Genomic DNA, 25,222 nt, shown 5'->3' with positions numbered 1-25,222 from the left:
AATTTGTCCATACATAAGTGTTGCTACATAAATAACCCACCATTAATATTGAGCACATGCCCTGTTATATATTTTGCTTCATCACTTGCTAAAAACAAGACCCCTGCTGCTATTTCTTCCCCTGTTCCCATTCTTTTCATTGGAATATTATCTAATATTTTTCCCTTTTGTCCTTCATTTAAAACTTCAGTCATTTTAGTATCTATAAACCCAGGAGCAATACAATTTACTGTTATATTACGACTTGCAACTTCTTTTGCTATGGATTTGCTCATAGCTATTATTCCAGCTTTAGACGCCGCATAATTTGCTTGCCCGGCGTTTCCTGTCAGCCCTATTATTGAGGAAATATTTATAATTCTTCCCCAATTATTCTTAATTAGTTTTCTGCATGCTTCTCTACTCAGCTTAAATGTAGAGCTCAAGTTAATATCAATTACTTTTTGCCATGCTTCATCTGTCATTCTCAATAATAAACTGTCTCGCGTAATACCCGCATTGCATACGAGCCCGTCAAAGCCTTCCATCAGCTCACTTGCTCTATTTATTAGTTGATTTACTTCCTCAGCATTTGATAAATCACAAGGGAGTACATGCATGTTTTTTTCATATTGTTTAGCAACTTCTTCGAGCACTTCTTTTTTTGTGCCAGAAATACATAAAGTTGCTCCGGCTTTGTGGATAATTTTTACAATTGCTTGCCCTATTCCGCCTGATGCGCCAGTAATCAGGAACTTTCTGCTTTCCAATTTAAGCATAATAACTTTATATTATCTTAATTCCTAACAGAATATTGACTAGTTGGCAATAGATTTCTTACATAATATAAGTAACTCAGATATTCACAAAATAAAGAAAAAGTTATAATAAAGTTAAACGTCAAAAAATTTTAAAAACATAGTTGATGCAGGAATTGTTACTAAATAGTTTATTCTGGTGCTCTACAGTCTAAATGGAATGCTTAAATTATAGATTCTTTGTTTTTGTGTGTTATCTTGAGTTAACACAAATTCACAGTAGTATTATGATAAGTAAGTTAAAAAAGCTTAGCGCTGGATTTTCTTTGACAGGCTTGATTGGCCATGGTGATAATATAAATATGCAAGGAGCAAAAAATAAAAAGAAGAAGTACCCAAAATTTTTGGATAAGACGTTTGCATTGATTGATGCAGTGATAAATTTTATTTTAAAACGCGAAAGTAATAACGTAAATGAAGTCCTGAAAGTAACATGGGGACCACTATTTTTTGGTCTGGTAGTAATACTCATCTTTTTTGGGATAGGTGGTATTTGGTCGGCTATAGCTCCAATTGACGGTGCGGTGCATGCAAGTGGAGAAGTTATTGTATCTTCAAATAGAAAAATAGTTCAACACTTGGGCGGAGGAATAATAAGCAAAATTTTAGTAAAAGAGGGTCAAGCAGTTAAAAAAGATGAGCCTCTAGTTTTGTTGAGTGATGTTAACGAGAAGGCGAATTTAAGTATCATCAAAGAGAAGCTCTTATCATTTTTAGCAACAGAAGCAAGGCTTCTTGCAATCAGAGTAGATTTGGACACGCTCGAGTTTCCTGATGAGGTTAAAAAATTATCTCACGATGAACTTGTAAATAAAGCGATAAAGAATCAAGTAAAGTTGTTCAACTCTCAGAGAAAGAGCATATTGGGAAAAACAGACATACTGCAACAACGTATAAAGCAGTTAAATGATGAATTAGCGGGGCTAAACTTTCAACTAAATGCAGCTCATAAGCAATATGACTTGATAACTGAGGAGTTGGAAACAAAAAGACAATTACTTGATAGTGGCCATATAAGCAAACCACACATTTTAGCTTTAGAAAAGCAGTTTGCTGAAATTGAAGGCAGAGTTGGACATTACCGTTCTGCAATATCTCAAGTGCAGCAAAAAATTGGAGAGAACGAATTAGAAATTATAAACGTGAGAAATGATTCTCAAGAAAGAGCAAACGCTGAACTTAAGGAAGTTAGTACGTCTATTGCAGACTTGAAAGAGAGACTGATGGTTGCTGAAGATTCATTAGCACGTACAATAATTAAATCGCCTCAAGATGGGATAGTCACAGATATAAGATACCATACTGAAGGTGGTGTTATACAATCTGGAGTTCCGATCATGAGCGTAGTGCCATCGGATGATGACCTAATAATAGATGCTAAAATTCAGACCAGAAACATAGAAGAGATACTGTCAGCACAAAAGAAAGATAGCAACATAGTCTCTATTGATGGGCTAGAAGGGCTAAAGGTTAAAGTTCGTTTAAGTGCTTACAGTGCACGTCGTTTAAGTTTAATTAATGGTATAGTAAGCAATATTTCTCCCGATGCCCTTGATGATCCAAGGCTAGGGCGTTATTATTCAGTACGTGTAGTGATACCAAAACCAGAGCTTGCTCAGTTTAAAAACGTATACCTATACCCTGGTATGCCAGCAGAAGTGTACATAGTTACTCAATCTCGTACTCTTTTATCATTCTTGTTTACGCCTATAATTGCAACAGTCGATAGGTCTTTTATAGAAAGGTAGCTCACTCGTTAAAGTAGTAGTGAAAGTGCCGTAATAAAATTTAGGTACATAATTAGACAATAGGCTTCTTGACCTTACCCAGAAAAAGTGGAGAGAAAGAAAGGAGTTTTTTCGGGTAAAATAAAATTTTGGAGGATTAGAAATGGCAAGAGAATATACGGCAGAATTCAAATTGGAAGCTGTTAAGCTGGCAAATGAACAAAGAAAGGCAGGTCAAACAATTACAAAAATAGCAAAGGATTTAGGAATAAAGGGTGGTTTATTAGGAAAATGGATAAAGAAACACAACGAAAAAAAGTCGGCAGCAGATGCATTTCCAGGTAGAGGTAACATGGCTCCTTACGACAAAGAGAGGTTTGATTTACAAAGCAAGAGTAACAAGGGAAAGAGACATTTTAAAAAAAGCCCTGGCCAGTCAAAAAGAGTAAAATATTTTTTTATATAGTAACTGCTATAAAGTACAGGAATTATGTAGGATTTTCTGCTAGTGGCTACTATAAGTGGACCACAAGAAAAATAAGCAGTAGAGAATCAGCAAATAAAGAGCTACTCGAAGCTATTCAAAAAATATATCAAGTTTCTAAATGTAGATATGGAGCTCCTAAAATTCATGCTGAATTGAAGGCTTTGGGTAAAAGTTGCAATTTGAAAACGGTGCAAAGTATTATGCAGAAAAATGACATCAGGGCTATACTGAGAAGAAAGTTTAAAATTAAAAAACAACAAACAGATAATAGAGCTGTAGCTCCCAATATATTAGACCAAAACTTTATTGTTGATCAACCAAATAAAGTATGGGATTACTTACATCAAAACCAAGGAGGGATGGCTATATTTGGCAGCAATAATTCTCACGTATGGTAGTTAATCTTACTATTACCCACAAGTATAAAATTCATGAGCAAGTTTCCATCCTTCTGCTAAATCAAAGAGACGTTTCCATCCCTTCCACAAAGCTATAGGGCCTGGTTCTAAGTCATTTTTGCGAGCTAAAAACCCTCCTAACTTGGCCACCCACCTCACAATTTCTCTTATAGGTGGTGGTGTCTCAGGATAGTTTTTTGTCTTAAGCATTTTGGTATATAAAACCTTCCATTCGTCGTCAGTCAGTATGAAAGTGCAAGAAAGATTTGGATTTGTTCTAGCTACTAGTGTGATAAAAAATATTCTCCATGCAATTATACTCATTATTGTAAGAAAGCGGATTAATCTATCTGCTGCTTGGAGCCTACATTCTTCAACTTTAAGACCAGATTTCAAAATTTTATGAAAAACCTCTATTCTCCATCTTAAGCAATACCATTGTATTTTTTCTACTGCTTCTTCAAAATTATTAATATTTATATTTGTCAACAAAATCCAGTTCACAGGCTCTTCGCCAAATGGGGGGTATTTTTCTATAGCATAGACAGCATTTAAACTTAAATTAGGAAGTTTTTGGGTTTTACGTCTAGCGTTATTTTTTGATGCATTCATCACAAAGTTGCTAAACTTTACTTCTAAAACTGTTGTTCTTTGAGGTTTATCATTGCGAGCAGGAATATTCACTTGTATTTCTCCTTGACAAGACATGCGATTCATCAGATCCCACAACCTTTCACCACCTTTTTCAGAATAAGTCGACTTCTTATTTATTGTTCTGTTTTGATTTCCTCTTACTACAAAAAGAGATTGATTAGTGGAAGCAACTTCAAATAAATCATACATATCTGCTTCTCTGTCACAGACGGTAACTACCTTGATATCCTTTAATCCAGGATGATTAGTAGAATATTTAAGTGATTCTATCCACCGTATGCTTTCTTTCTCTTCTATGGGAACAGCAGTATTATGGCTTCTTCTTTTCAACTCTTTTAGGTCTTCAGCTAAGGAGGGTCTAGTACTAATTTTTTGATCCAATAATCCTATAGGCAGTCCTTCTGTTGTAACTGCAAACGTTGTATGCATCACTAATCCATGTGTTTTAAAATTAGTTGTTTTAGATGTTAATCTTGCTGCTATAATCCCTAATCCTTCGGTCTTTTTATGATTTTTATATGAGATATAACTCGTGTCTTGGATAGCTAAGATAGTTGAGTATTCTTTAGCTCTTTCAACAGTTTTAATTATATGACTTTCTAATATCTTTCTCTCAGAAATGGCATCGTTTTGGAAAAATCTATAAGCTGCTTTACTTTGATGCCAATCTTCACAAGCTTGATTTATTGAACGCTCAGGCGATTCAGCAAAACTATTAACTATTTTTAGAAGCCTTTTACTTAATCTTATATCACCAAAATTAACAATTCCAAATTCACTTTCTGCCCATTCGCCAGTTGAAGTATTTATAGTTCTTTTCATCATATATTCCATTTTTAGACCATAGATCCATTTATAATAGAAAGTTGAATTAGTAAAATATCAGCTTTTTTACTATTTATATACTTATGGGTAATAGTAAGGTAGTTAATGAGTAGTGCAATAAATAAACAATTGGTTATGAACTCTTTATTAATGGCCATTAATAGGCGTAAACCTGTTAAAAATCTACTATTACATAGTGATCAAGGTTCACAATATACTGCGCAAGGGTATCAATATCTCTTAGCTGTAAAGAATATAGATGAGTAATAAAGGCTGTTGTTACGACAATTCTGTTGCAGAAAGCTTCTTTAGCTCATTGAAAAGAGAAATACTTATTGATACTTCACAACACTCTGCTCAACAAACTAGAACTGCAATATTTGAATACATAGAAATTTTTTATAACAAACAACGTCACTATTAACTATTGCATTCCAGAACAATTTGATGCATCATTCTTTTTGTAAAAAACATTCCAAACTTTCTCTCCACTTTTTCTGGGTAAGGTCAATACCTTTAAGCCCAACACCAAGCTCGAGAAAGTAGAAAGTGTGGAGCAGCCTATTCAGTCTTCTTTGAATCTAACATGAAAGGCTATGCTCAAAAAACTATAAGCGTCCAAGTAATTTTTTAAATAAGATAACTCCTTTAGAATATCTCTTAAGCTATTAACTTAACATCACCATAGGATTTAAAACATTCCCCAAAAAATGTTAAAGCTATTTTAGTAAAATACTCAAAACTTGACCCTAAGCAACTTTGAGTTCATGCTCCTGGTACTCTTGCTTTACCTTCCTGCATAATCGCTTTTGGAGGAAATATATTACTGGATGAAGAACTCACTATATCACCACACTTTAAACCTTTTACCGCTGCTTTGACTCCTTCTGAGACTTTTTTAGATAGACTAATTGTTTCAAAAGATTGACAAAGTTTTCCAGACCTTTCAAAATATCCCTGTTTAATAGCATCGTAGACCCAATATCCACCAAGCGAGCAATTCTCACCTAATTCTTCTTTACAATTTTTGAACTTTTCCAGTATTTCCTTTTTGTTACTAACTTCTACTATTATTTTATCTTGCTTGTCAGGGTACAAATTAACTTCTAATTCTCCTAAACTAGTAGAGAAAGTTAACACTATATTACTATTGTCTGCAAGATTAGTGTAATGCCTTATGCCATTTTCCGTTATAATTTCTACCTCACTTTTACCGATCTTTACTATATCTCTTCCGTATTCTATTTTTCCTTGAGTTAACCCTAAGCTCCTTGCCCCATCTGTTATCTTTGCGACATCTATTATGCTCTTAAATAAGTTCACTACTTATCGTTCTACAGCCAGAATGTCACACAAACGAAAGTTTAATTTGTGCTTACTGTAGACATGGGGTTTTAAATGTGATACCCATGGATGTGAAATCCCACCCCTGAAGATTAGAATTCAAGCAGTTTAGCTTTAACCATATTGATCAGGTGTTGCAAGCCGTTACCTTACACATCTTCAGATAACTCTCGCTTTACATACATGCTCTTGTCCTCCTTCCCTTTCGGGTTAAAGTTAGTTGTTCACCTCGAGGCCATTTATTCTGAACCCCGCTTAGCTCCGCTAAGTATTTCTTAATGCGTACCACGGCGCACCCTCTCGACTCACACAGCTCCCATTATTCAGCCTTTTGTCCCAAACCTAATGTCCAGTGGGGGAGTGTTAAATAAACCATACGCGTCAAGTTAAGGAATGTAGAGAGCTTAAAGTAGATACCCTGGTCTTCCTATATCTGTCTTTCAAAGAAAACTTTGACCAGATTATAGTAAGCTTTTTTAGAAAAATTTTTAAATTATTGACAATATTGTTTAATATCAAAAAGAGCTCTCTAACCCGCCTTTTCAATTCAATAAATGCCTTTGTTAAACTGAGCTCCGTGTTCTTTTTTAGTTTTACACAGCCAACCATTTCGTGAAATACGAGAATAGCACATAATTTTGCGTATAGCTCGCACAATACTCTAAATGGATTTGTCTTTCCTTTTAGTTTATCAAGATTGATATGACTTTTATATAGTTTAAATAGTAATTCGATTTGCCATCTTACTCTATAAACCGTCAATATTTGTTCAGCATTAATTTTACTCTCTGGAACATTAGTTATAAATATTGACCAATCTAATAACTTTTGATTCTTTTGAGAAGATGTATATCCATGTGACTTTGCTAATTTATTAGCCTTTCTTCTTCTAGCCATAGACTGTTCTTCAGTTAGCTTTTGACATATAATTCTTACCTTAATTTTTACTTCCTTTCCTAATAATACTTCTTTTTCTGAAGATAATTGACCTTCTAAATACTCCAATAGCTCTATTTTTTGATTTGTTTCTATATCATATATATTGGTATCAGACTTATAACGACTAACAAAATATGCACCTGCTTCATCAATCTGTTTAAAAGAACTAGGCACAAAGTAGCCCAAGTCAAATATTAGCAAATCATTGGCTGATAAACCGTTCAGATAATCCCTATAACCTTGATCCGACCTTATTCCTTCCATAAAATTTAACTTATCTAGCGCTTGATTCAGGTAATCAAAGACTAACTGTAGCTTTATTCCTGATTTAGTATTATTCTCACAATCTCTATAGCTACTGCCATATCCTTTGTACATATCTTCCATGCTACTGGGCAGGCTAATGTAGCTGCTATCCAATAATTTAACGCTTCCAAATTGCTGTAAAATTTTGCAATCAATCTGTAGACTTTTTTTAAATAAACACAAAGCTTCGTTATACATTTTTTTCATGAACTCAACTGCTTCTTCACTAAACCTAAAATCTAAACCCTGTTTTGTAATTTCTATCGAGTCTTCATTTAGCAATTGGCACATTGTTTCTATGCTGCAATCATCAACTCCTATGTTACCAAAAACCATAGCTTTTATGAATGATGAGCCATTAAGTTTTCTCTTTCTTTTTATAAAACCTACTGCAATTGATATTTCGTCTGCTTTTTCATTAAAGAATTCATTGAGGTCTTTTGATAAGCAAGCTATTCTGTCCATTGTAAGTTCTCTCATTCATATATCCAAGAGAATTTATACCTTATTATTTTCCTTCACTCTATCAACTTTACTTACACTTTTCCTTAACTTGACGCGTATGGTTCAAAAAAGTGTGTCAAACCAAAAAAAAAGTAATAAATTGATATAAAAAAAATGGAGGTTTGACAATGAGTCAGAAAGTAGTAAACAGAACTACCGGTTTGGTAGATTACAAAGAACTGGAAGCAAATATACTGTCATCAATAAGGGAAGGCAGACCATTAACAGGAAGGGATGGAGCATTTACACCATTTATAAAAAAGCTGCTGGAGGCAAGTTTGGAAGGTGAAATAGAAAATCACTTATTAGCTGAAAGTGAAGAGAGGGTTTGGTTGGAAGAAGTGGAGTAGCGAATGGATATACAAAACGCTGGGTCTATATTCAGACTACAGAATAAGGTATTACAAACCGAAAGCATCACCAGCACAATATGTTATAAACTTTGGTAAAGAATCTGCTAGGAAAGCGTAGTGCGGATGCTGCGTTTGACGAGGCGGGAGCTGGAAACGTTAACATGGGAATTTGGATTGAGGCCTATTGTGAAAACAATGGATCAGCCACCAAACCCTAAAGTAGGCGCGCCAGTTCTTGACCCTACATATTTTTTTGAAGGTTAAATCCAGCTTAGGGTCGAGAAACTTAGATAAAGCCATAGCCAAAGTGTTTAAAAATATTAATAATTATACACACAATTATTCAACCATATTTTTGAAGATAGCTATGCCGCCGCGGTATCTCTTAGCCGCTAACAAGTAGCGGGATGACGATTGTTGGTAAATCTAAGTCAGTTTAGCTATAGGCAGCAATTTTCTGTATTTATTTTAAATTGAAGGAAGCTCAAATGAAAGATCATGTTTTGCTAAAAATCACAGAATGCAGTCTAACAGTGAACGGTTACGCTTTTGATCAAAAATGTTATATAGTACACAATCAATTTTTCTGGATCCAAGTAGTCAAGGCACTGCCTTTGTGTTTGAGGCAAAATCGGCTATAACACTTAACATACTGCCTTTGCAAACAAATGTTCGTACAGTTATGTGTCAGCTACTTGCATGACGCCATTGCCTGAACGGGTACCAATGATTACCTATCAATCTCACCAAAAACTATATCGAGTGAGCCAATAATTGCTGCAACGTCAGCAAGCATGTGTCCTTTTGCCATAAAGTCTAAGGCTTGTAAATGCGCAAAGCCAGGTGCTCTTATTCGGCACCTATAAGGTCTATTGGTACCATCTGAAACTATATACACTCCAAACTCACCTTTTGGTGCCTCAACAACTGCGTAAGCCTCACCTTCTGGTACGTGATATCCTTCTGAATAGAGCTTAAAATGGTGAATCAGAGCTTCCATAGATTTTTTCATCTCTACTCTTGACGGTGGAGAAATTTTTCTATCTTCAGTTTTTATTTGCCCTTCAGGCATTTTCTCTATGCACTGCTTCACCAAACTGATAGATTGCCTAATCTCTGCCATTCTAACTAGATAACGGTCATAACAGTCGCCATTTTGGCCGATCGGTATATCAAAATCTAGTTGATCATATATCTCATATGGCTGGCTTTTTCGCAAATCCCAAGCAAGCCCAGCAGCGCGCAACATTGGGCCACTAAAGCCCCAATCAAGTGCCTGTTTAATTGATATTTCACTAATTCCTACAGTGCGTTGCTTCCATATCCTATTTTCTGTTAAAAGTTCATCAACATCGTCTATATATTTTGGAAATTGCTCTATAAACTTTGCAATATCCTCAATCAAATCTTCTGGAACATCTGCTGCAATTCCACCTGGCCTGATGTAAGCTGCGTGAAACCTTGCACCTGAAGCTCTTTCGTAAAATTCCAGTATTTTTTCTCTTTCTTCAAAGAGCCATAAAAGAGGGGTCATTGCTCCAACATCAAGTGCTTGAGAAGAAACGTTCAGTAAATGATTTAGTATTCTCGTCAGTTCACAAAACAAGACACGTAAATACTTTGCCCTAATTGGCACTTCACATTGCAACAATTTCTCCACACAAAGTGAATATGCATGCTCTTGTGACATTGGTGATACGTAATCAAGGCGATCAAAATAAGGCAAAGCTTGAAGATACGTTTTATGTTCTATTAATTTTTCAGTACCGCGGTGCAAAAGCCCAATATGGGGATCTGCCCTCTCGATCACTTCACCATCCATCTCTAAAACAAGACGCAACACTCCATGTGCAGCTGGGTGCTGAGGTCCAAAATTTAACATCATTGTCTTTAGATCGGGCATGTCCAGTAGTTTAAGATATTAAAATTGTATAGGCTAAAGTGCGCTCAAAGTCAATAAACTTCTTGCATAGGCTACAACTATCATTCAATAGAAACAAAAACTTTTACAATGGCTAATAAGTGTTGGTAAAACCAAGTCACTTTAGCTATAGAATGACAAAAAAGGTTTGCATTAGCCAAATTTTTAGTTGAAGTAGCATAAGAGGTTAAAGGAAAAGCTTTGTGTTAATGGATTCATTTCAGGTATAGTATAGATAATACCACAATACTTATAAAATGGATCATGTTGTTAATGCGTATAATAGACTTGACACTCCTATAGTCAGGGGAGAAGGGGCATATCTTTTTGATAAAGATGGTAAAAAATATTTAGATTTTGCTGCAGGTATTTCTACAACTTCTTTAGGGCATTGTCATCCATACATTACAGATAAGCTGAAAGAGCAATCGAGCTCATTATGGCACTGCTCTAACATTTTCACTATTCCCGAGCAAGAAAGGCTTGCCGAGCGTTTAACAACCCTGACTTTTGCAGATAAAGTTTTTTTCTGCTCAAGTGGGCTTGAAGCAACAGAAGCTGCAATTAAGTTTATTCGTCGTTACTTTTATTCAAAAGGGCAAGCAAAACGTAATCGTATTATTACAATTGAAGGAGGCTTTCATGGCCGCAGTATTGCTGCAATTTCTGCTGGAGGCAATGAAAAATCACGCGAAGGTTTTGCTCCGCTCCTTTCTGGTTTTGATAAAGTGCCAAGAAATGACATTAAAGCATTAGAAGAAAAAATCAACAATGAAATAGCTGCTGTATTTTTAGAGCCCATACAAAGCGAAGGTGGAGTATATCCACTAGACGTAGAATATCTTCAAAAAGTAAGGGAAATAACAAAAGCTCAAGGAATAATTTTGTGCTTTGATGAAGTGCAGTGCGGATATGGACGCATCGGTTCTTTATTTCATTATCAAAATGTCGGCATTGAACCTGATATGCTAACCTGTGCGAAGGCTATGGGTAACGGTTTTCCTGTAGCTGCATGTTTAGTGAAAAATTATATAGCAGAAGCAATTACTCCAGGAACTCATGGATCAACCTATGGTGGCAATCCACTTGCCATGACTGTTGGTAATGCAGTGCTCGATATAATGCTAAAAGAAGACTTTTTTGATCATGTTAAAAGAATTAGTAAATATTTAAAAGAAAAGCTGTTGCTTTTAGCTAAAGAATTTCCTGAGATGATTTTAGAAGTTCGTGGAGAAGGGTTACTAATGGGAATAGAACTAGCAACTCTTGTAGCTGATAAAATTATTAGTCGATCTCTTGATAAAGGTTTAATAATAACTAGGGTTTTAAACAACAAAGTAGTAAGGGTAACCCCACCACTTATCATTGAGGATGAGCATGTGAACGCAGCGTGTAATATGCTTTATGATTTGTTTTTTAAGATTAAAGGTATATAAAATTCGGCAATATAAATTCAGGCTTGCAAATGCCTCTCATAACATGTAAAATTAATTTTATTTTTTATCACAATAACATCGTACTTTAATGGATTGGTTATTGGTCTTAGTATCATCAGCAATTTTTGTTTTGTTAGTTTTATCGTTTTTGTTCTCAGGAGCAGAAATAGGCTTAACCTCAATTAGCCGTTCTCGAGTTAATAAGCTAAAGCTAGACGGTAACAAAAAAGCCAGGGTAATAGATCGCTTATTAAATAGGAAAGAATTGACAATAGGAACGGTATTGCTCGGCAATACAATTATTAATATTACTTGCTCTGCTTTATTTACAGCAATATTTATCAATCTTTTTGGAAATGAGGGCATTCTCCTATCAACAATTATAATGACATTTTGTATTTTATTGTTCTGCGAAGTTCTACCAAAAACTTATGCTATCCAAAATCCTGAAAAATTTGCATCATTTTCTGCTTATTTTGTATTGTTTTTTGTAAAGATTTTTTCTCCATTGACACTAGGTATTCAATTTATTGTTAACCTCATCCTAAAATTATGTGGGCTGCATAAAGATAAGGAAGTGATATCTGCAGCGGATGCAATGCGTAATATGATTACTCTTCACCGCAGTGAAGGAACTATGTTGCAACAGGATTTAGATATGCTAAGCAGCATACTTGATTTGGCTGAGACAGAGATATCACAAATTATGACCCATAGAAGAAACCTATTTTCTCTTGATATAGATCGGAATAAAGAAGAGTTAATAAGAGAGATTTTAACCAGCAGTCACAGTAGAGTACCTTTATGGCAGAAGGAACCAGATAACATTGTAGGTGTAATTCACGTGAAAGCTCTAATAAATGCTTTGCGTGAAAAGAATAATAAAGCGGAAGAAGTTGACATTACCCAAGTTATGTCAAGGTCTTGGTTCATACCAGAAAGTACACCGCTCAGCGTGCAACTTCACAACTTCCGTAAGAACAGGAAACACCTTGCATTTGTTATTGATGAGTATGGAGCACTGCAGGGAATTGTAACTCTTGAGGATATACTGGAAGAAATAGTTGGAGAAATTTCGGATGAACATGATTTGATTACGGAGAATTTTATAAAGAAAATATCTGATAATATGTATCACATAGAAGGAAAATCTACTATTAGGGACATTAACAGGCAGTTATACTGGAATCTCCCTGATGAAGAAGCTACAACTCTAGCAGGTATGATTGTGAATGAAATAGAGCGCATTCCTGACGAAGGCGAGGAGTTTTCCATGTATGGTTTTCGCTTTAAGATTTTAAAAAAAGATAAAAATATTATTACTGTTGTTGAAGTGCAAGTAAAAACTGGTAATATTAGTGGCAGCAATTAATTAGTGGAGTTTCATGGAAGATACAGTAAAAATAACGGCTGAAGAGTTGAAGGGTTACATAGAGAGAATCGAAAAACTTGAACAAGAAAAGAGGGATGTGCAAGATCACATTCGTGATGTATATGCAAAAGCCGCAGATGAAGGTTGGGATATAAAAGTGATGAAACAAATTATTAGGCTGAGGAAGATGGATGATGATGACAGAGAGGAACAAGAAATATTGCTTGATACCTATAAACGTGCATTGGGAATGAGCTACGAAGAAGAGTTAAGTGAATAGCAGAATTGTAATTGGAATAAGTGGAGCATCTGGTTCTATTTACGGTGTGCGTATTTTAGAAGCGTTGAAAGACGTCGATTATGAAACTCATTTAGTGATAAGTCGTGCTGGGAAAATAACTTTAGCTCACGAGATTAAAGAAAAACTTGAAGATATTACATCACTTGCAGATTTTTACTATTCTGAAGAAAAGATTGGAGAAAAAATAGCAAGCGGCTCATTTAAAACCTCAGGGATGATTGTAGCACCATGCTCTATGAAGACAATGTCTGAAATCGCATCAGGTGTTACTTCCAATCTATTGACAAGGGCTGCAGATGTAACGCTAAAAGAAAGAAGAAAGTTAGTTCTTATGGTGCGAGAGTCACCACTGCATCTTGGGCATTTACAAAATATGTTAAAATTAACGGAGATGGGAGCAATTATTGCTCCACCAGTGCCTGCTTTTTATATTAAACCGAAATCGTTGGATGATATTATTAATCATTCTGTTGGCAAAGTATTGGATTTATTTGATATCAAATTACCCGACTTTAAGGAGTGGCAAGGAAGTGACAATTATTATTGATGGTAAAAAAATAGCAAACGACCTATGTGAGAGGCTATCACAAAAAATTGATATTTTAAAGAGAGAGTATAACATTTTTCCTTGCCTGAAAGTAATTCTCGTGGGCAGCAATCCAGCAAGTCAGGTTTATGTTCGCAACAAACAGAAAAAAGCAGAATCAATAGGCATAAGTTCTGAGACCATTGTTTTGCCTGATAATATTTCAGAAGATGAATTAATTGAAAAAATCAATGAATTAAATGAAGATCCATCTGTGCATGGCATTTTAGTGCAATTGCCTTTACCAAATCATATTAGTGCAAGCAGAGTAATTAACACAGTAAGTGTTGAAAAAGATGTAGATGGCTTTCATGATGAAAACGTTGGCAAATTAGTTAAAGGTGAAAAAAACTGCCTTATACCTTGCACTCCTAAAGGTTCTTTGCATTTAATTAAGTCAATTGAAGAGAACCTTTCCGGTAAAAACGCAGTGGTAATTGGTAGGTCAAATATCGTGGGCAAGCCAATGTTTTACCTGCTATTGCAAGAAAACTGCACTGTCACCATCTTGCATTCACAAAGCAAGGATTTAGCTGAATATTGCTCTAAAGCGGATATAGTAGTTGCAGCAGTCGGAAAGCCAAATTTTGTTCAAGCAGACTGGATAAAGAAAGGTGCAATAGTGATCGATGTTGGCATAAATAGCGTTAACGTAGGAAAGCTTGTAGGTGATGTTGACTTTGAAGGAATAAAAGGGAAAGCCAAAGCTATGACCCCAGTACCCGGGGGCGTTGGCCCAATGACCATTGCATTTCTAATGATGAACACTGTTATTGCTGCTTGCTTGCAAAAGGGAGTTGATGCTTCTGATTTCATTAGTTGAGGTATGAAGAGGAAAGCTATATGAAGATAGAATGTACCATATCACAATTAATAAAAAATTGAGATTTTTGAAATTCCTCAGTAGTCAAATTTATTAAATATTTAGGATCATCATCTATTCTTTTTTCTCTACAAGTATAGCTAAAGTGGCTTAGGTTTACCTACAATTTGAAAAACAACAAATTCGTCATTCCGCTACTCGTTAGCGGAATCTATGCTGAGATACCGCGGCGATATGACGTAGGGAAACCTTTCTTGGGTTAGCTATAGTTAGTGGAATTGCAAAGTTTCTAGGCATAAAAAGCTTTGAACCTAATATATGAGCCAAACTTGATTTTCCAACCGTAGATACACCTGTAATAAAAATAATAGTCTTCATTTTGTGAATTTACTTGCTATATGAACTATCGGAGAAATTTTTTTATAGTTTATAGTATCTGACCTTACCCAGAAAAAGTGGAGAGAAAGTTTGGAATGTTTTTCACAAAGAGAATGATGAATCAAAATGCTCAGGAATGCAATAGTTAATAGTGACGTTGTTTGTTATAAAAAATTTCTATATATTCAAATATAGCAGTTTTGATATGCTGTTTAGAGTGCCGAGAGGTGTCTATTGGTAACTCCCTTTTTAGAGAACTGAAGAAGCTTTCCACAACAGAATTGTCGTAACAACAACCTTTATAACTCATCTATGTTTTTTATGGATAAGAGATATTGATAACCTTGCGAAGTATATTGTGAACCTTGATCACTATGTAATAGTAGATTTTTGGCAGGTTTACGCTTGTTAACGGCCATTAATAAAGAGTCCATAACCAATTGTTTATTTATTGAACTGCTCATTAACTACCATGCGTGAATATAGATCGATTATTGTTGCCAAATATAGCCATCCTTCTTTGGTTTTTATATAAGTAATCCCATACTTTATTTGGTTGATCGACAATAAAGTTTTGGTCTAATATATTGGGAGCTACTGTCCGTTTGTTGTTTCTTAATTTTAAATTTTCTTCTCAATATAGCCTGAATACCATTTTTCTGCATAATACTTTGCACTGTTTTTAAGTTGCAACTTTTACCCAAAGCCTTCAATTCAGCATGAATTTTAGGAGTTCCATATCTACATTTAGAAACTTGATATATTTTTTGAATAGCTGCGAGTAGCTCTTTATTTGCTGATTCTCTACTGCTTATTTTTCTTGTGGTCCACTTATAGTAGCCACTAGCAGAAAATCCTACATAATTCCTGTACTTTATAGCAGTTACTATATAAAAAAATATTTTACTCTTTTTGACTGGCCAGGGCTTTTTTTTAAATGTCTCTTTCCCTTGTTACTCTTGCTTTGTAAATCAAACCTCTCTTTGTCGTAAGGAGCCATGTTACCTCTACCTGGAAATGCATTTGCCGCTGACTTTTTTTCGTTATATTTCTTCATCCATTTTCCTAATACACTATCCCTTATTCCTAGATCTCTTGCTACTTTTGCAACTGGTTGACCTACCTTTCTTTGTTCATTTGCCAGCTTAACAGCTTCCAATTTGAATTCTGCCGTATATTCTCTTACCATTTCTAATCCTCCAAAATTTTATTTTACCCGAAAAAACTCCTTTCTTTCTCTCCACTTTTTCTGGGTAAGGTCAATATACCAGTGCCGAAAATAGTTGACAAAGATTGTGTATACTTATTACAATTGTTTGGGTACCAGAAGTTTTTACGGCAACAAAGTATGCACTAACTATAAGTAAGGAAGACTTTAAGCAGGCAATAAAAAAAATGAAGTAACGTTTAAAAGAGATTGAAGGAGAGAAGAAAAAGGTAAAAGGGAATACGGCAGAAAATGAATCTTATTACAAATAGCATAAAGGGCTTTTATTCTAGTGTTAAATCGGACCTAGATTGGCAAGCCAAACGTAGTCTTATTAGAACATTAGTAAAAGAAGTCAACATTGATCTTGATAAAGTAGATGTAGTATTTAAGATCAAAGAACTTGAAAACCCCGCCCAGAATGGACAAAATCAAAAGATGGTACATTGTCTAAGGGGTCTGGGCACTGGGATGACATCTTTTTTCTTGGTACAAATTACTCTTATGTCTCAATATTTGTACAGTTGTGTTATCGGCTGTTTGATGTTTACAACGCAGGAAGTTCATACGGTTGTAAGTCAAGCGGTAGGATGACAAGATTTTGCAAGGGTATTTTTTTTATAGGAGATTAATATGGAAATTTTTCTTGATAGCGTTGATTTAAATGAAATTAAAGGACTAAAGGAGTTCATTGACGGCATAACAACTAATCCTTCTTTAATAGCAAAGTCCGGGCGTAAAGATAAATACGAGGATTTAGTGCGTGAAATATGCTCTATTATAAAAGGGCCTGTTAGTGTTGAAGTTGTTGCAGATAGCCATGAAGAGATGATCACAGAAGGTCTGAATTTAGCAAAAATTGCTGATAATGTTGTGATCAAATTACCTCTTACACATGAAGGATTAATTTCTTGTAAAAAGTTATGGACAGAGCATAAAATACCTGTTAACATCACATTATGTTTTTCTCCTGGACAAGCACTGCTTGCCGCTAAGGTCGGTGCTTGTTTTATTTCCCCCTTTGTTGGTCGCCTTGATGATATAAGCTATGATGGCTTATCGCTAATAGAAGATATATGTACTATATATTCTAATTACGGTTTTGATACTAAAGTTCTTGTTGCATCAGTGAGAAGCCCAGCGCATGTAATAGAAGCTGCAAGGCTTGGTGCTGATTCAATTACTGTGCCAGCAAAAGTACTTAGACAATTAATTAATCACCCACTTACTGACCAAGGACTAGCAATATTTGAAAAAGACTGGGGTGTAAAATAATAAACGGTTACAAATGAACATAAAAATTGGCGTATCCGTTCAGGCAATGGCGTCAACTTAAGAGCCTTCATTAGCAAACTCTCCTAAAGACATGATGGCGTTTGCTACCTTATTGCGGCTACCCTGGTCGAATTTTAACTTTATAGCTAACCCAAGAAAGGTTTCCCTACATCATACCGCCGAGGCGCTAACGAGTAGCGGAATGACGAATTTGTTGTTTTTCAAATTGTAGGTAAACCTAAAGCTATAGAAAAAAAGAAGAACCAGTTTCTTAGTTTTTCATTGACATAATCCACTCCATATGCCATAATAAAATTTTATATCTTGGAGAAGGAAATGACATTAAGGTTAATACTACAAGAAGTCAACAGTAGTCCAGATCTGAGTAAGGAAAATTTAATTGATAGAATTAAAGATAAGCTGCAGCAGGAAAATCAACTTATATATGATGAGTGGAAAAAAAACGAATTTGATATAAATTACACGTTTATAGTGCTCAAGTGCAATTTATTACTTATAGCAGCTGAAAATGGCTATGAAAAAGTAGTAAGATACTTAACAAAAAACGGAGCTAATGTTAATGTACAAGATGAATGGGAAAAAACCTCCTTACATTATTCTGCTCAGCATGGGCATGCACAAGTAGTAGAAGTTTTGCTAGAAGAAGGAGCAGACGTTAATGCACAAAATGAAGATAAAGGGACTCCTTTGCATTATGCTGCTTATAGTGGTCATATAGAAGTAGTAAAACATCTTATAAAAAAAGAGGCAGATGTTAATGTAGTGGACAGATATGGAAGAAGTCCTTTACATTATGCTGCTGAGAATGGATACACACAAGTAGTAGAAGTTTTGCTAGAAGAGGGAGCAGACGTTAATGCACAAGATAAAGACGGAAGAACTCCTTTATATTATGCTGTTTATTACACTCATGGTGAACATCCAAGACTAAATTATCAACATCCAAAAGTAGCGAAACTTCTGCTAAATTATGGTGCAGATCCATCATTTATTCATAGACCTAAAGCTATAACAGCAGGAATTACTGTAGGTATATTAGCTGCCATTGTTGCTCCATTAGCACTCATTTATGCTACTGCATTACCTGCACTAGCAATAGTTGTAATTACTGTGGCATCTGCACTGATCGTTGGTGGAATTTCCTATGGGGTTGCATATAAGTCATCAGAGCATTCATTAAACAGTAAGCTAAGTGAGGTTAGCTGCAGTAATGTTGATGGAAATAAACAAACTGTACAACCATAATTATTAATTCACCACAGTAACCGCGCCGTGGCAGTGTTTGTACTTCTTTCCAGAATTACAAGGGCACTTGTCGTTTCTTGAGACTTTGGGAAGTCTGCTATTTCTAGCAGAATGTAACCTATTGCCTATCTCTTGGTTATCTGCCAACTTAAAGTGCGCTAGGCGGTGAATGGTGAGTTCCTTCCATTTTTCAAGCATTGACTCAAACATCAAGAAAGCTTCGCGTTTAAATTCATTCAGTGGATCTTTCTGCCCCATGGCACGTAGGCTTATGCTTTGTCTTAGGCTCTCTAGAACTGAAAGGTGTTCCCTCCATAAATGATCAAGTGTCATTATCATCATTTGCTTCACGATCGTATTCCACAAATCTGTAGTGTGCTGACTGTTGAAATATTTTTCTTTCTCAGTAAAAAATTCTTGTATCTTATCATTTATATAATCCAAAGCTTCTTGTTTGTTTAAAAACTTTGCTAAATCTTCTTTATCAAGCGTTATTCCATACCTTGTATGGAATTCTTTGACTATATCTTCAATATAATCCTCATAATAGCCACTTTGGACTATACCTTCTATTACGCTCTCATTTACTTCGCTATATACTTCAAGTAAATCATTAATTTCGTTGCCTAAGATATTGTTTCTCTGCTTAAAAATAACTTTACGTTGGTTATTGATTACGTCATCAAACTTAAGTAGAGATTTCCGCACGTCATAGTTTCTAGCTTCAACTTTCTTTTGCGCTTTCTCAAGTGCCTTATTGATCCATGGATGATGAATAGCTTCGTTATTCTTTAACCCTACTTTTTGTAAAAAGCTTCTCATTCTATCAGAACCAAATATTCTCATTAGGTCATCTTCGAGCGATAAAAAGAACTTAGAAAGTCCAGGATCACCCTGACGGCCAGAACGGCCACGTAATTGATCATCTATTCTCCTGCTTTCATGTCTTTCGGTTCCAACCACACATAAACCACCAGCTTTTATAGCAATTTCCTTATCTTTTTTTACTCTTTCAACTATTTCTTGATATTTTTTTTCTCTTTCATCAGCATTTTTTATCTTCTTTAGCTCCACCTTTGCGATCATTTCAGCATTTCCACCAAGCTGAATATCAGTTCCACGTCCTGCCATGTTAGTTGCTATAGTGACACTACCTGGCACCCCAGCTTGCGCTATTATGTACGCCTCTTGTTCATGATAACGAGCATTCAATACTGAATGCTTAAGAGAATGGCTTTGCAAAAGCGCAGAAAGCTTCTCAGAGTTTTCGATGCTCACCGTGCCAACAAGGACCGGTTGAAGGCGTTTGTGGCATTCTTCTATAAACTTCAATACAGCATTAAATTTTTCCTTTTCTGTACCGTAAATTTCATCATCAATATCAACTCTTTTTACAGATACATTGGTTGGAATTTTTACTACATTTAATCTGTATATATCACGAAACTCTTCTGCCTCTGTTGCTGCTGTTCCAGTCATTCCGGAAAGTTTATTGTACATACGAAAGTAATTCTGAAATGTGACCGATGCTAAAGTTTGGTTTTCATGCTGAATTTCAAGGTTCTCCTTCGCTTCAAGTGCCTGATGAAGACCATCGGAATATCTCCTGCCCTCCATCATACGCCCAGTAAATTCATCAATAATCACTACCTTTCCATCTTTCACTATATAATCTTTATCAGCAGTGAACAGCTTATGTGCACGTAATGCTTGGTCCATATAATGAGTCATTATCATGCTGTCAGTATCATAGAGCGAGGAATTTTCAGGAATGAGATTGTATGATCTTAGTAGTTCCTCCACTCGTGAAATACCATCTTCAGTCAAGAATACCGTTCTACCTTTTTCATCTACTTCATAATCAGAGTCAACTAATTTGGTTACTATTTTATTGATATGCTTATATATCTGATTGTTTTCCTCAACCGGGCCAGAAATAATAAGCGGAGTGCGAGCTTCATCAATGAGTATTGAGTCCACTTCATCAACTATTCCGTAGTGAAAGCCTCTCTGAACCATGTCTTCTTGAGAAAATTTCATATTGTCTCGCAGGTAATCAAAGGCAAGCTCGTTATTTGTGGAATACACGATATCTGCACTGTAAGCCTCTTTCCTCTCTTCGTCTGTCAAGTTATTCGTAATAAACGCAACAGAAACCCCAAGAGAATTATATAATTTGCTCATCCACTCTGTGTCTCGTTTTGCAAGGTAGTCATTAACAGTTACGACGTGTACGCCTTTCCCTTCTAAGGAATTTAGATATGCTGCTAAAGTTGCAACGAGTGTCTTTCCCTCTCCTGTTTTCATTTCTGATATCATACCATTGTGGAGCACCATTCCACCAATCAGTTGAACATCAAAGTGCCTCATGTTAAGAAACCTTCGAGAGGCTTCACGCACAACTGCAAATGCAGGTACGAGAAGATCATTTAACGTTTTCCCATTTTTCAATTCTTGTTTGAATTCTTCAGTTTTACCAGCAAGCTCCTCATCAGATAAACTCTGCATTTCTGTTTCTAATGCATTTATTTGCTGAACAATTTTCCTAAAGGATTTTATTATCTTCTTGTTTGTGGAACCAAATATCTTTCTTATAAAAAAGAATGACAACGTAAAAATGAAAAATATAAGAATGGCTGTCAAAATTAGCGGAGAATCTAGCATAAACTTAAGTAACGTCTTATTTAATATGAGATTATATTACTAAATGCAGCCTACAGCAATTACATATTAGATTCGGGGAATCCTTATTCATATACTAAGGTAATAAACAAAGGAACACTTCCAACCCTGTTCTTGCAGGCACTGTTATTGAAATATTAAAGAATCTGTTGCATTATCTTAGGCACTTGGTGACTTTAATTTTTTATAGAAAGAAGTTATTCGTAGGTTTAGTAGGGTATGAATGTAGAAAATAAACAGTCTGAAATACTTAGTAATCGTATATTTAAGAAGAGAGATGGCACATCAACAGGTGATCATGGTTGCAAGTATGAAGTAAAATTATTAATGCTGTATCTACTTTATGGGTTAAGTAGTAAAATTGACTTTTGGTTAGCATCAAACATAGAAGGTTTTGGAGCCTTTGATGATATTTTTTTGAGTATAAAGATCAGAAGAACAAATCGAGAATTATCTTGGTTCAAGCTAAACACCGTAACGACCCTAGTTCATCAGCGAATATTACTTTTGAAGATTTGTTTATTGATGGAAACAATAGAAAGCGACAGAAAGAGGATTTCTGGTTAAACAAATATTTTGAATCTCATCCTGAGATTAAGCAAAACCCTGAGTATAAGAACAGTGATATTACACTTGTCATTCATGCTAATGTTAATGTGAACTTAAAAAAAGGTACAGAAAAGCAAGGCAAAGTGGAAACATTAGAGGAGTATCTGGAAGAGTCAAAGTTAACAGATGATAACATTTTAAGTATTTATGAAGGTCACAGAGGAACTTGCTACAAAATAAAAAATCATATTGAACTGAAAAAATACTTCAGTTGCGGCAGTGAAGATGAAATAGAAGATTTTTTACTTAGAATAAGGTTTGTAGTTAATCAACCTAATCATTCAAAATTAGATGATATTATTAAGAAAGAAATAGGGAGTATATACAAAATATCAGGCAAGAAAAACATTGACATGGTTTTTGACTTTGCACGCGGGAAGGTAGAAAAATGGTGGGAACAACAGGGTAGCGAAGTTTCTTATCTAACAAGAAAAGACAATTATTTTAAGGAAGCCATAGAACATCTTTATAGTCTCAAACTTAAGGAAGATCTACCTGAATTTTGGCAAGTCCCTCTTCGAAATTATAACTTTGTCGGCAGAGAAGCGCTGCTAGATAAAATAGAAGAATGCCTGAAAGCTAATGATACAGCAACACTAGTTGCTTGTCATGGAATAGGTGGAATAGGTAAAACACAATTAGCATTAGAATTTATTTGGAGTAAGCTCCAAAAATATAGATGGATAATTTGGCTTGATACACGAGATAGAAATACTTTAATTAACGAGTACATCAAGTTAGGACGTGGACTAAACGTTATTCATGGTTACAGAGAAAACGTTCGTGAAGAAGATCACGCCAAGCATGTTAAGTATTGGCTAGAACACCCTGAACGTGCTGGGTGGCTACTGATATGCGATAACGCTCCTAACTACAAAGATATAGCAGATTTACTTCCTATAGAAGGAGGAAAGATATTATTAACTTCTCGTTATACATTTGGCTGGCCACAACCACAGAACACTATTTCTGTTGATGTTTTTGAACCTGGAGAATCAAGGAGCTACATTTGTAAGATACTAGAAGTGGAAGGAACAAAGCTAGATATAATTCAAGTGGATGCATTAGCAAAGACATTAGGTCATTTACCTTTAGCTTTAGCCCAAGCAAGCGCTTATATAAAGAAAACAGGTATAAATATTTCAGACTATTTGAAATTATATAACGATAGAAAACGAGCTTTATTATCTGATGAAACATTGCTTGAAACATTTCCAGCCGACGCTAATAGAGAGACTGCAGCAATAGTGTATGTTACATGGGACATCACAGTAGAAGCAATAAAAAAAGAATCCTTATTGGCAGCTAACTGGCTTACTGCTTGTGCTTACTTAGATGGTAGTCCTATTCCTCAATCTTTACTAGAAATCTTTGCTGATAATCAAGAAAATAATCCTTCCTTAGAAACTTTCCATGAAGCGTTTGGAATATTAATAAGTTACTCCATGTTAACTACCAAAAAAGATCATAGTATGTTAATACACAGCTTGGTTCAAGAAGTTATAAGGCTAAAGTCAGAGAAAAGTGGAAAAACTAAAGAAGACATAAAGACTGTTTTTCAACTATTACAAAAGGGTTTTCCTTACCACAGTGATAAACTAGAAGATTATGCTAAGAAACGACAATTATTACCACATTTAGAAGCATTTTTATCACACATGGATAATTTGCTAGAAAAAAATTCTTCAGAAAAGCAAACAATAGAAAAGGATTATCTTTTAGATTTGTTAATGTGGATTAATGATGGATACTCTGATTTAGGTAACCCTAAAAGACAAAAGGAGTTGATCGAATGGATTTTACCTATTCTTCAGAGGCATTTTATCCCTGATTATGAAATTGCTACACTGCTGGTAAGTCTTGGTATTGCTTATAATGCTTTAGACAATCCTCGGAACGCAAAAGAGTTGTTTGAATGGGCTTTACCTATTCTTGAGAAATATTATGGTTCTGATTGTCCTAAAGTTGCTGTTGCACTGACAAACCTTGGTAACGCTTATGAGGATTCGGGTAATCCTCATAAAGCAAAAAAGTTGTTTGAATGGGCTTTACCTATTTTTGAGAAACATTATGGCTCTGATCATCCTAAAGTTGCTGTCATACTGACAAACCTTGGCCACGCTTATGAGAATTTAGATAATCCCCGGAGAGCAAAAAAGTTGTTTGAGCAAGCTTTAGCAATTCAAGAGAAACATTATGGACTTGATCATTTCGAAGTTGCTAAACTACGGGCAAACCTCGGTCTTGTTTGTTATGCTTTGGGTGATCTTCAGAAAGCAAAGGAGCTGTCTGAACGGGCTTTACCTATTTTTGAGAAACATTACGGTCCTGACCATCTTGAATTTGCTAAACTGTTGTCAAACTTAGGTGTCATTTATGGGGGTCTAGGTTATCATAAGAAAAGAAAGAGGTTACTTGAACGGGCTTTAGCAATCAAAAGGAAACATTACAGGTCTGACCATTTCGAAGTTGCTATACTGCTGGTAAATCTTGGTATTGCTCATAATGCTTTAGGTAGTTCTCAGAAAGCAAGAGAGTTGCTTGAACGTGCTTTACCTATTTTTGAAAAACACTATGGCCCTGATCACCCGGAAGTTGCTAAACTACTGGTAACCCTTGGCATTACTTATGGCATTTTAGGTAAACATAAGAAAAATCAAGAGTTGCTTAAACGGGCTTTACCTGTTTTTAAGAAACATTATGGCCCTGATCATCCAGAAATTGCTATTATACTAATAAGCCTCGGCATCTCTCATGGGGACTTAGGTGACCACGAGAAACAAAAGGAGCTGTTTGAACAGGCCTTGCCTATTCTTGAAAAACATTATGGCCCTGATCACCCGGAAGTTGCTACACTACTGATAAACCTAAGCGACGCCTATGGTGCTCTAGGTAACCATAAGAAACAAAAGGAGTTGTTTGCACGGGCTTCATCCATCTTTAAGAAACATTATGGCCCTGATCATCCGGAAGTTGCTAAACTGCTGGCAGAGCTAGATGATATTTAGGCTTTTAGCAACACTAGATTAATA

General features: G+C 35.4%; 18 protein-coding genes and 4 pseudogenes. 15 read left to right on the top strand and 7 right to left on the bottom strand.

What is annotated here, in order from left to right; translation table 11 throughout:
- Positions 1–23 precede the first annotated feature (23 nt).
- A complete protein-coding gene (gene fabG, locus OM961_RS03870) occupies positions 24–758 on the bottom strand; it encodes a 3-oxoacyl-[acyl-carrier-protein] reductase (protein WP_264339443.1) in 735 nt (244 codons plus the stop codon).
- Positions 759–1,024: 266 nt separating this feature from the next.
- On the opposite strand from fabG, the gene OM961_RS03865 reads away from it, so the two are divergent.
- Both OM961_RS03865 and OM961_RS07655 read left to right on the top strand, forming a co-directional pair.
- A complete protein-coding gene (locus OM961_RS03865; protein ID WP_174516815.1) occupies positions 1,025–2,545 on the top strand; it encodes an HlyD family type I secretion periplasmic adaptor subunit in 1,521 nt (506 codons plus the stop codon).
- A gap of 142 nt (positions 2,546–2,687) precedes the next feature.
- A pseudogene (locus OM961_RS07655) lies at positions 2,688–3,404 on the top strand (IS3 family transposase); the annotation flags it as partial.
- 17 nt (positions 3,405–3,421) lie between these two features.
- Here OM961_RS07655 and OM961_RS03850 read toward each other — a convergent pair.
- Entirely contained in the window at positions 3,422–4,888 is a 1,467-nt protein-coding gene (locus OM961_RS03850) for an IS4 family transposase (RefSeq protein ID WP_264339584.1), read from the bottom strand.
- Positions 4,889–4,993: 105 nt separating this feature from the next.
- On the opposite strand from OM961_RS03850, the pseudogene OM961_RS07650 reads away from it, so the two are divergent.
- Positions 4,994–5,355, top strand: a pseudogene (locus tag OM961_RS07650) (transposase); the annotation flags it as partial.
- A 298-nt stretch (positions 5,356–5,653) separates the two neighbouring features.
- On the opposite strand, the gene OM961_RS03835 reads toward OM961_RS07650, so the two are convergent.
- On the bottom strand, positions 5,654–6,211 hold the full coding sequence (locus tag OM961_RS03835; RefSeq protein WP_405196805.1) for a hypothetical protein: 558 nt from the start codon (positions 6,209–6,211) through the stop codon (positions 5,654–5,656).
- Between the two features lie 402 nt (positions 6,212–6,613).
- Positions 6,614–7,942 carry an IS4-like element ISWosp9 family transposase gene (locus OM961_RS03830; protein WP_155969615.1) on the bottom strand — a complete coding sequence of 443 codons (1,329 nt, stop codon included), beginning with the start codon at positions 7,940–7,942 and terminating at the stop codon, positions 6,614–6,616.
- Between the two features lie 167 nt (positions 7,943–8,109).
- Here OM961_RS03830 and OM961_RS03825 point away from each other — a divergent pair.
- Positions 8,110–8,304: pseudogene (locus OM961_RS03825) on the top strand (IS256 family transposase); the annotation flags it as partial.
- A gap of 589 nt (positions 8,305–8,893) precedes the next feature.
- Positions 8,894–9,037 carry a hypothetical protein gene (locus OM961_RS03820; RefSeq protein WP_153296793.1) on the top strand — a complete coding sequence of 48 codons (144 nt, stop codon included), beginning with the start codon at positions 8,894–8,896 and terminating at the stop codon, positions 9,035–9,037.
- Between the two features lie 27 nt (positions 9,038–9,064).
- Here the strand turns inward: OM961_RS03820 and OM961_RS03815 are convergent, their stop codons facing one another.
- Complete coding sequence (locus OM961_RS03815) at positions 9,065–10,237, bottom strand: NADH-quinone oxidoreductase subunit D (RefSeq protein ID WP_264339441.1); 1,173 nt, start codon at positions 10,235–10,237, stop codon at positions 9,065–9,067.
- 275 nt (positions 10,238–10,512) lie between these two features.
- Between OM961_RS03815 and OM961_RS03810 the strand changes: the two genes are divergently transcribed.
- The 5 genes from OM961_RS03810 to folD all read left to right on the top strand — a co-directional run bounded on the left by OM961_RS03810 (position 10,513) and on the right by folD (position 14,773).
- Positions 10,513–11,691, top strand: a complete 1,179-nt coding sequence (locus OM961_RS03810; RefSeq protein ID WP_264339440.1) for an aspartate aminotransferase family protein — start codon at positions 10,513–10,515, stop codon at positions 11,689–11,691.
- Between the two features lie 88 nt (positions 11,692–11,779).
- Entirely contained in the window at positions 11,780–13,063 is a 1,284-nt protein-coding gene (locus OM961_RS03805) for an HlyC/CorC family transporter (protein ID WP_264339439.1), read from the top strand.
- A 13-nt stretch (positions 13,064–13,076) separates the two neighbouring features.
- Positions 13,077–13,343, top strand: a complete 267-nt coding sequence (locus OM961_RS03800) for a DUF2312 domain-containing protein (protein WP_010082293.1) — start codon at positions 13,077–13,079, stop codon at positions 13,341–13,343.
- The gene (locus tag OM961_RS03795; protein WP_006280027.1) at positions 13,336–13,911 is read left to right on the top strand and encodes a UbiX family flavin prenyltransferase; all 576 of its coding nucleotides are present in this window, start codon (positions 13,336–13,338) and stop codon (positions 13,909–13,911) included. Before OM961_RS03800 ends, OM961_RS03795 begins: the two co-directional genes overlap by 8 nt.
- The gene (gene folD, locus OM961_RS03790) at positions 13,895–14,773 is read left to right on the top strand and encodes a bifunctional methylenetetrahydrofolate dehydrogenase/methenyltetrahydrofolate cyclohydrolase FolD (RefSeq protein ID WP_155968464.1); all 879 of its coding nucleotides are present in this window, start codon (positions 13,895–13,897) and stop codon (positions 14,771–14,773) included. The genes OM961_RS03795 and folD overlap by 17 nt, the downstream gene beginning before the upstream one ends.
- A gap of 480 nt (positions 14,774–15,253) precedes the next feature.
- Here folD and OM961_RS07645 read toward each other — a convergent pair.
- Positions 15,254–16,340 (bottom strand): annotated as a pseudogene (locus OM961_RS07645) (IS3 family transposase).
- 270 nt (positions 16,341–16,610) lie between these two features.
- On the opposite strand from OM961_RS07645, the gene OM961_RS03775 reads away from it, so the two are divergent.
- The 3 genes from OM961_RS03775 (at position 16,611) to OM961_RS03765 (ending at position 18,899) form a co-directional block, all read left to right on the top strand.
- On the top strand, positions 16,611–16,952 hold the full coding sequence (locus OM961_RS03775; protein ID WP_041573517.1) for a hypothetical protein: 342 nt from the start codon (positions 16,611–16,613) through the stop codon (positions 16,950–16,952).
- Between the two features lie 39 nt (positions 16,953–16,991).
- Positions 16,992–17,633, top strand: a complete 642-nt coding sequence (gene fsa / locus OM961_RS03770) for a fructose-6-phosphate aldolase (protein WP_007552982.1) — start codon at positions 16,992–16,994, stop codon at positions 17,631–17,633.
- Between the two features lie 336 nt (positions 17,634–17,969).
- On the top strand, positions 17,970–18,899 hold the full coding sequence (locus OM961_RS03765) for an ankyrin repeat domain-containing protein (protein ID WP_174516903.1): 930 nt from the start codon (positions 17,970–17,972) through the stop codon (positions 18,897–18,899).
- Between the two features lie 3 nt (positions 18,900–18,902).
- On the opposite strand, the gene secA is transcribed toward OM961_RS03765, so the two are convergent.
- Positions 18,903–21,563 carry a preprotein translocase subunit SecA gene (secA, locus tag OM961_RS03760; RefSeq protein WP_155968456.1) on the bottom strand — a complete coding sequence of 887 codons (2,661 nt, stop codon included), beginning with the start codon at positions 21,561–21,563 and terminating at the stop codon, positions 18,903–18,905.
- A 237-nt stretch (positions 21,564–21,800) separates the two neighbouring features.
- Between secA and OM961_RS03755 the strand changes: the two genes are divergently transcribed.
- Positions 21,801–22,148, top strand: a complete 348-nt coding sequence (locus OM961_RS03755) for a hypothetical protein (RefSeq protein ID WP_264339438.1) — start codon at positions 21,801–21,803, stop codon at positions 22,146–22,148.
- Positions 22,097–25,198 (top strand): tetratricopeptide repeat protein, encoded by a 3,102-nt coding sequence (locus tag OM961_RS03750; protein WP_264339437.1) that lies wholly within the window; start codon positions 22,097–22,099, stop codon positions 25,196–25,198. The genes OM961_RS03755 and OM961_RS03750 overlap by 52 nt, the downstream gene beginning before the upstream one ends.
- Positions 25,199–25,222: the final 24 nt, after the last annotated feature.

Source organism: Wolbachia endosymbiont (group A) of Cydia splendana, assembly GCF_947179475.1.
GTDB lineage: Bacteria > Pseudomonadota > Alphaproteobacteria > Rickettsiales > Anaplasmataceae > Wolbachia > Wolbachia pipientis.
This window is presented reverse-complemented; position numbering and strand designations above follow the sequence as displayed.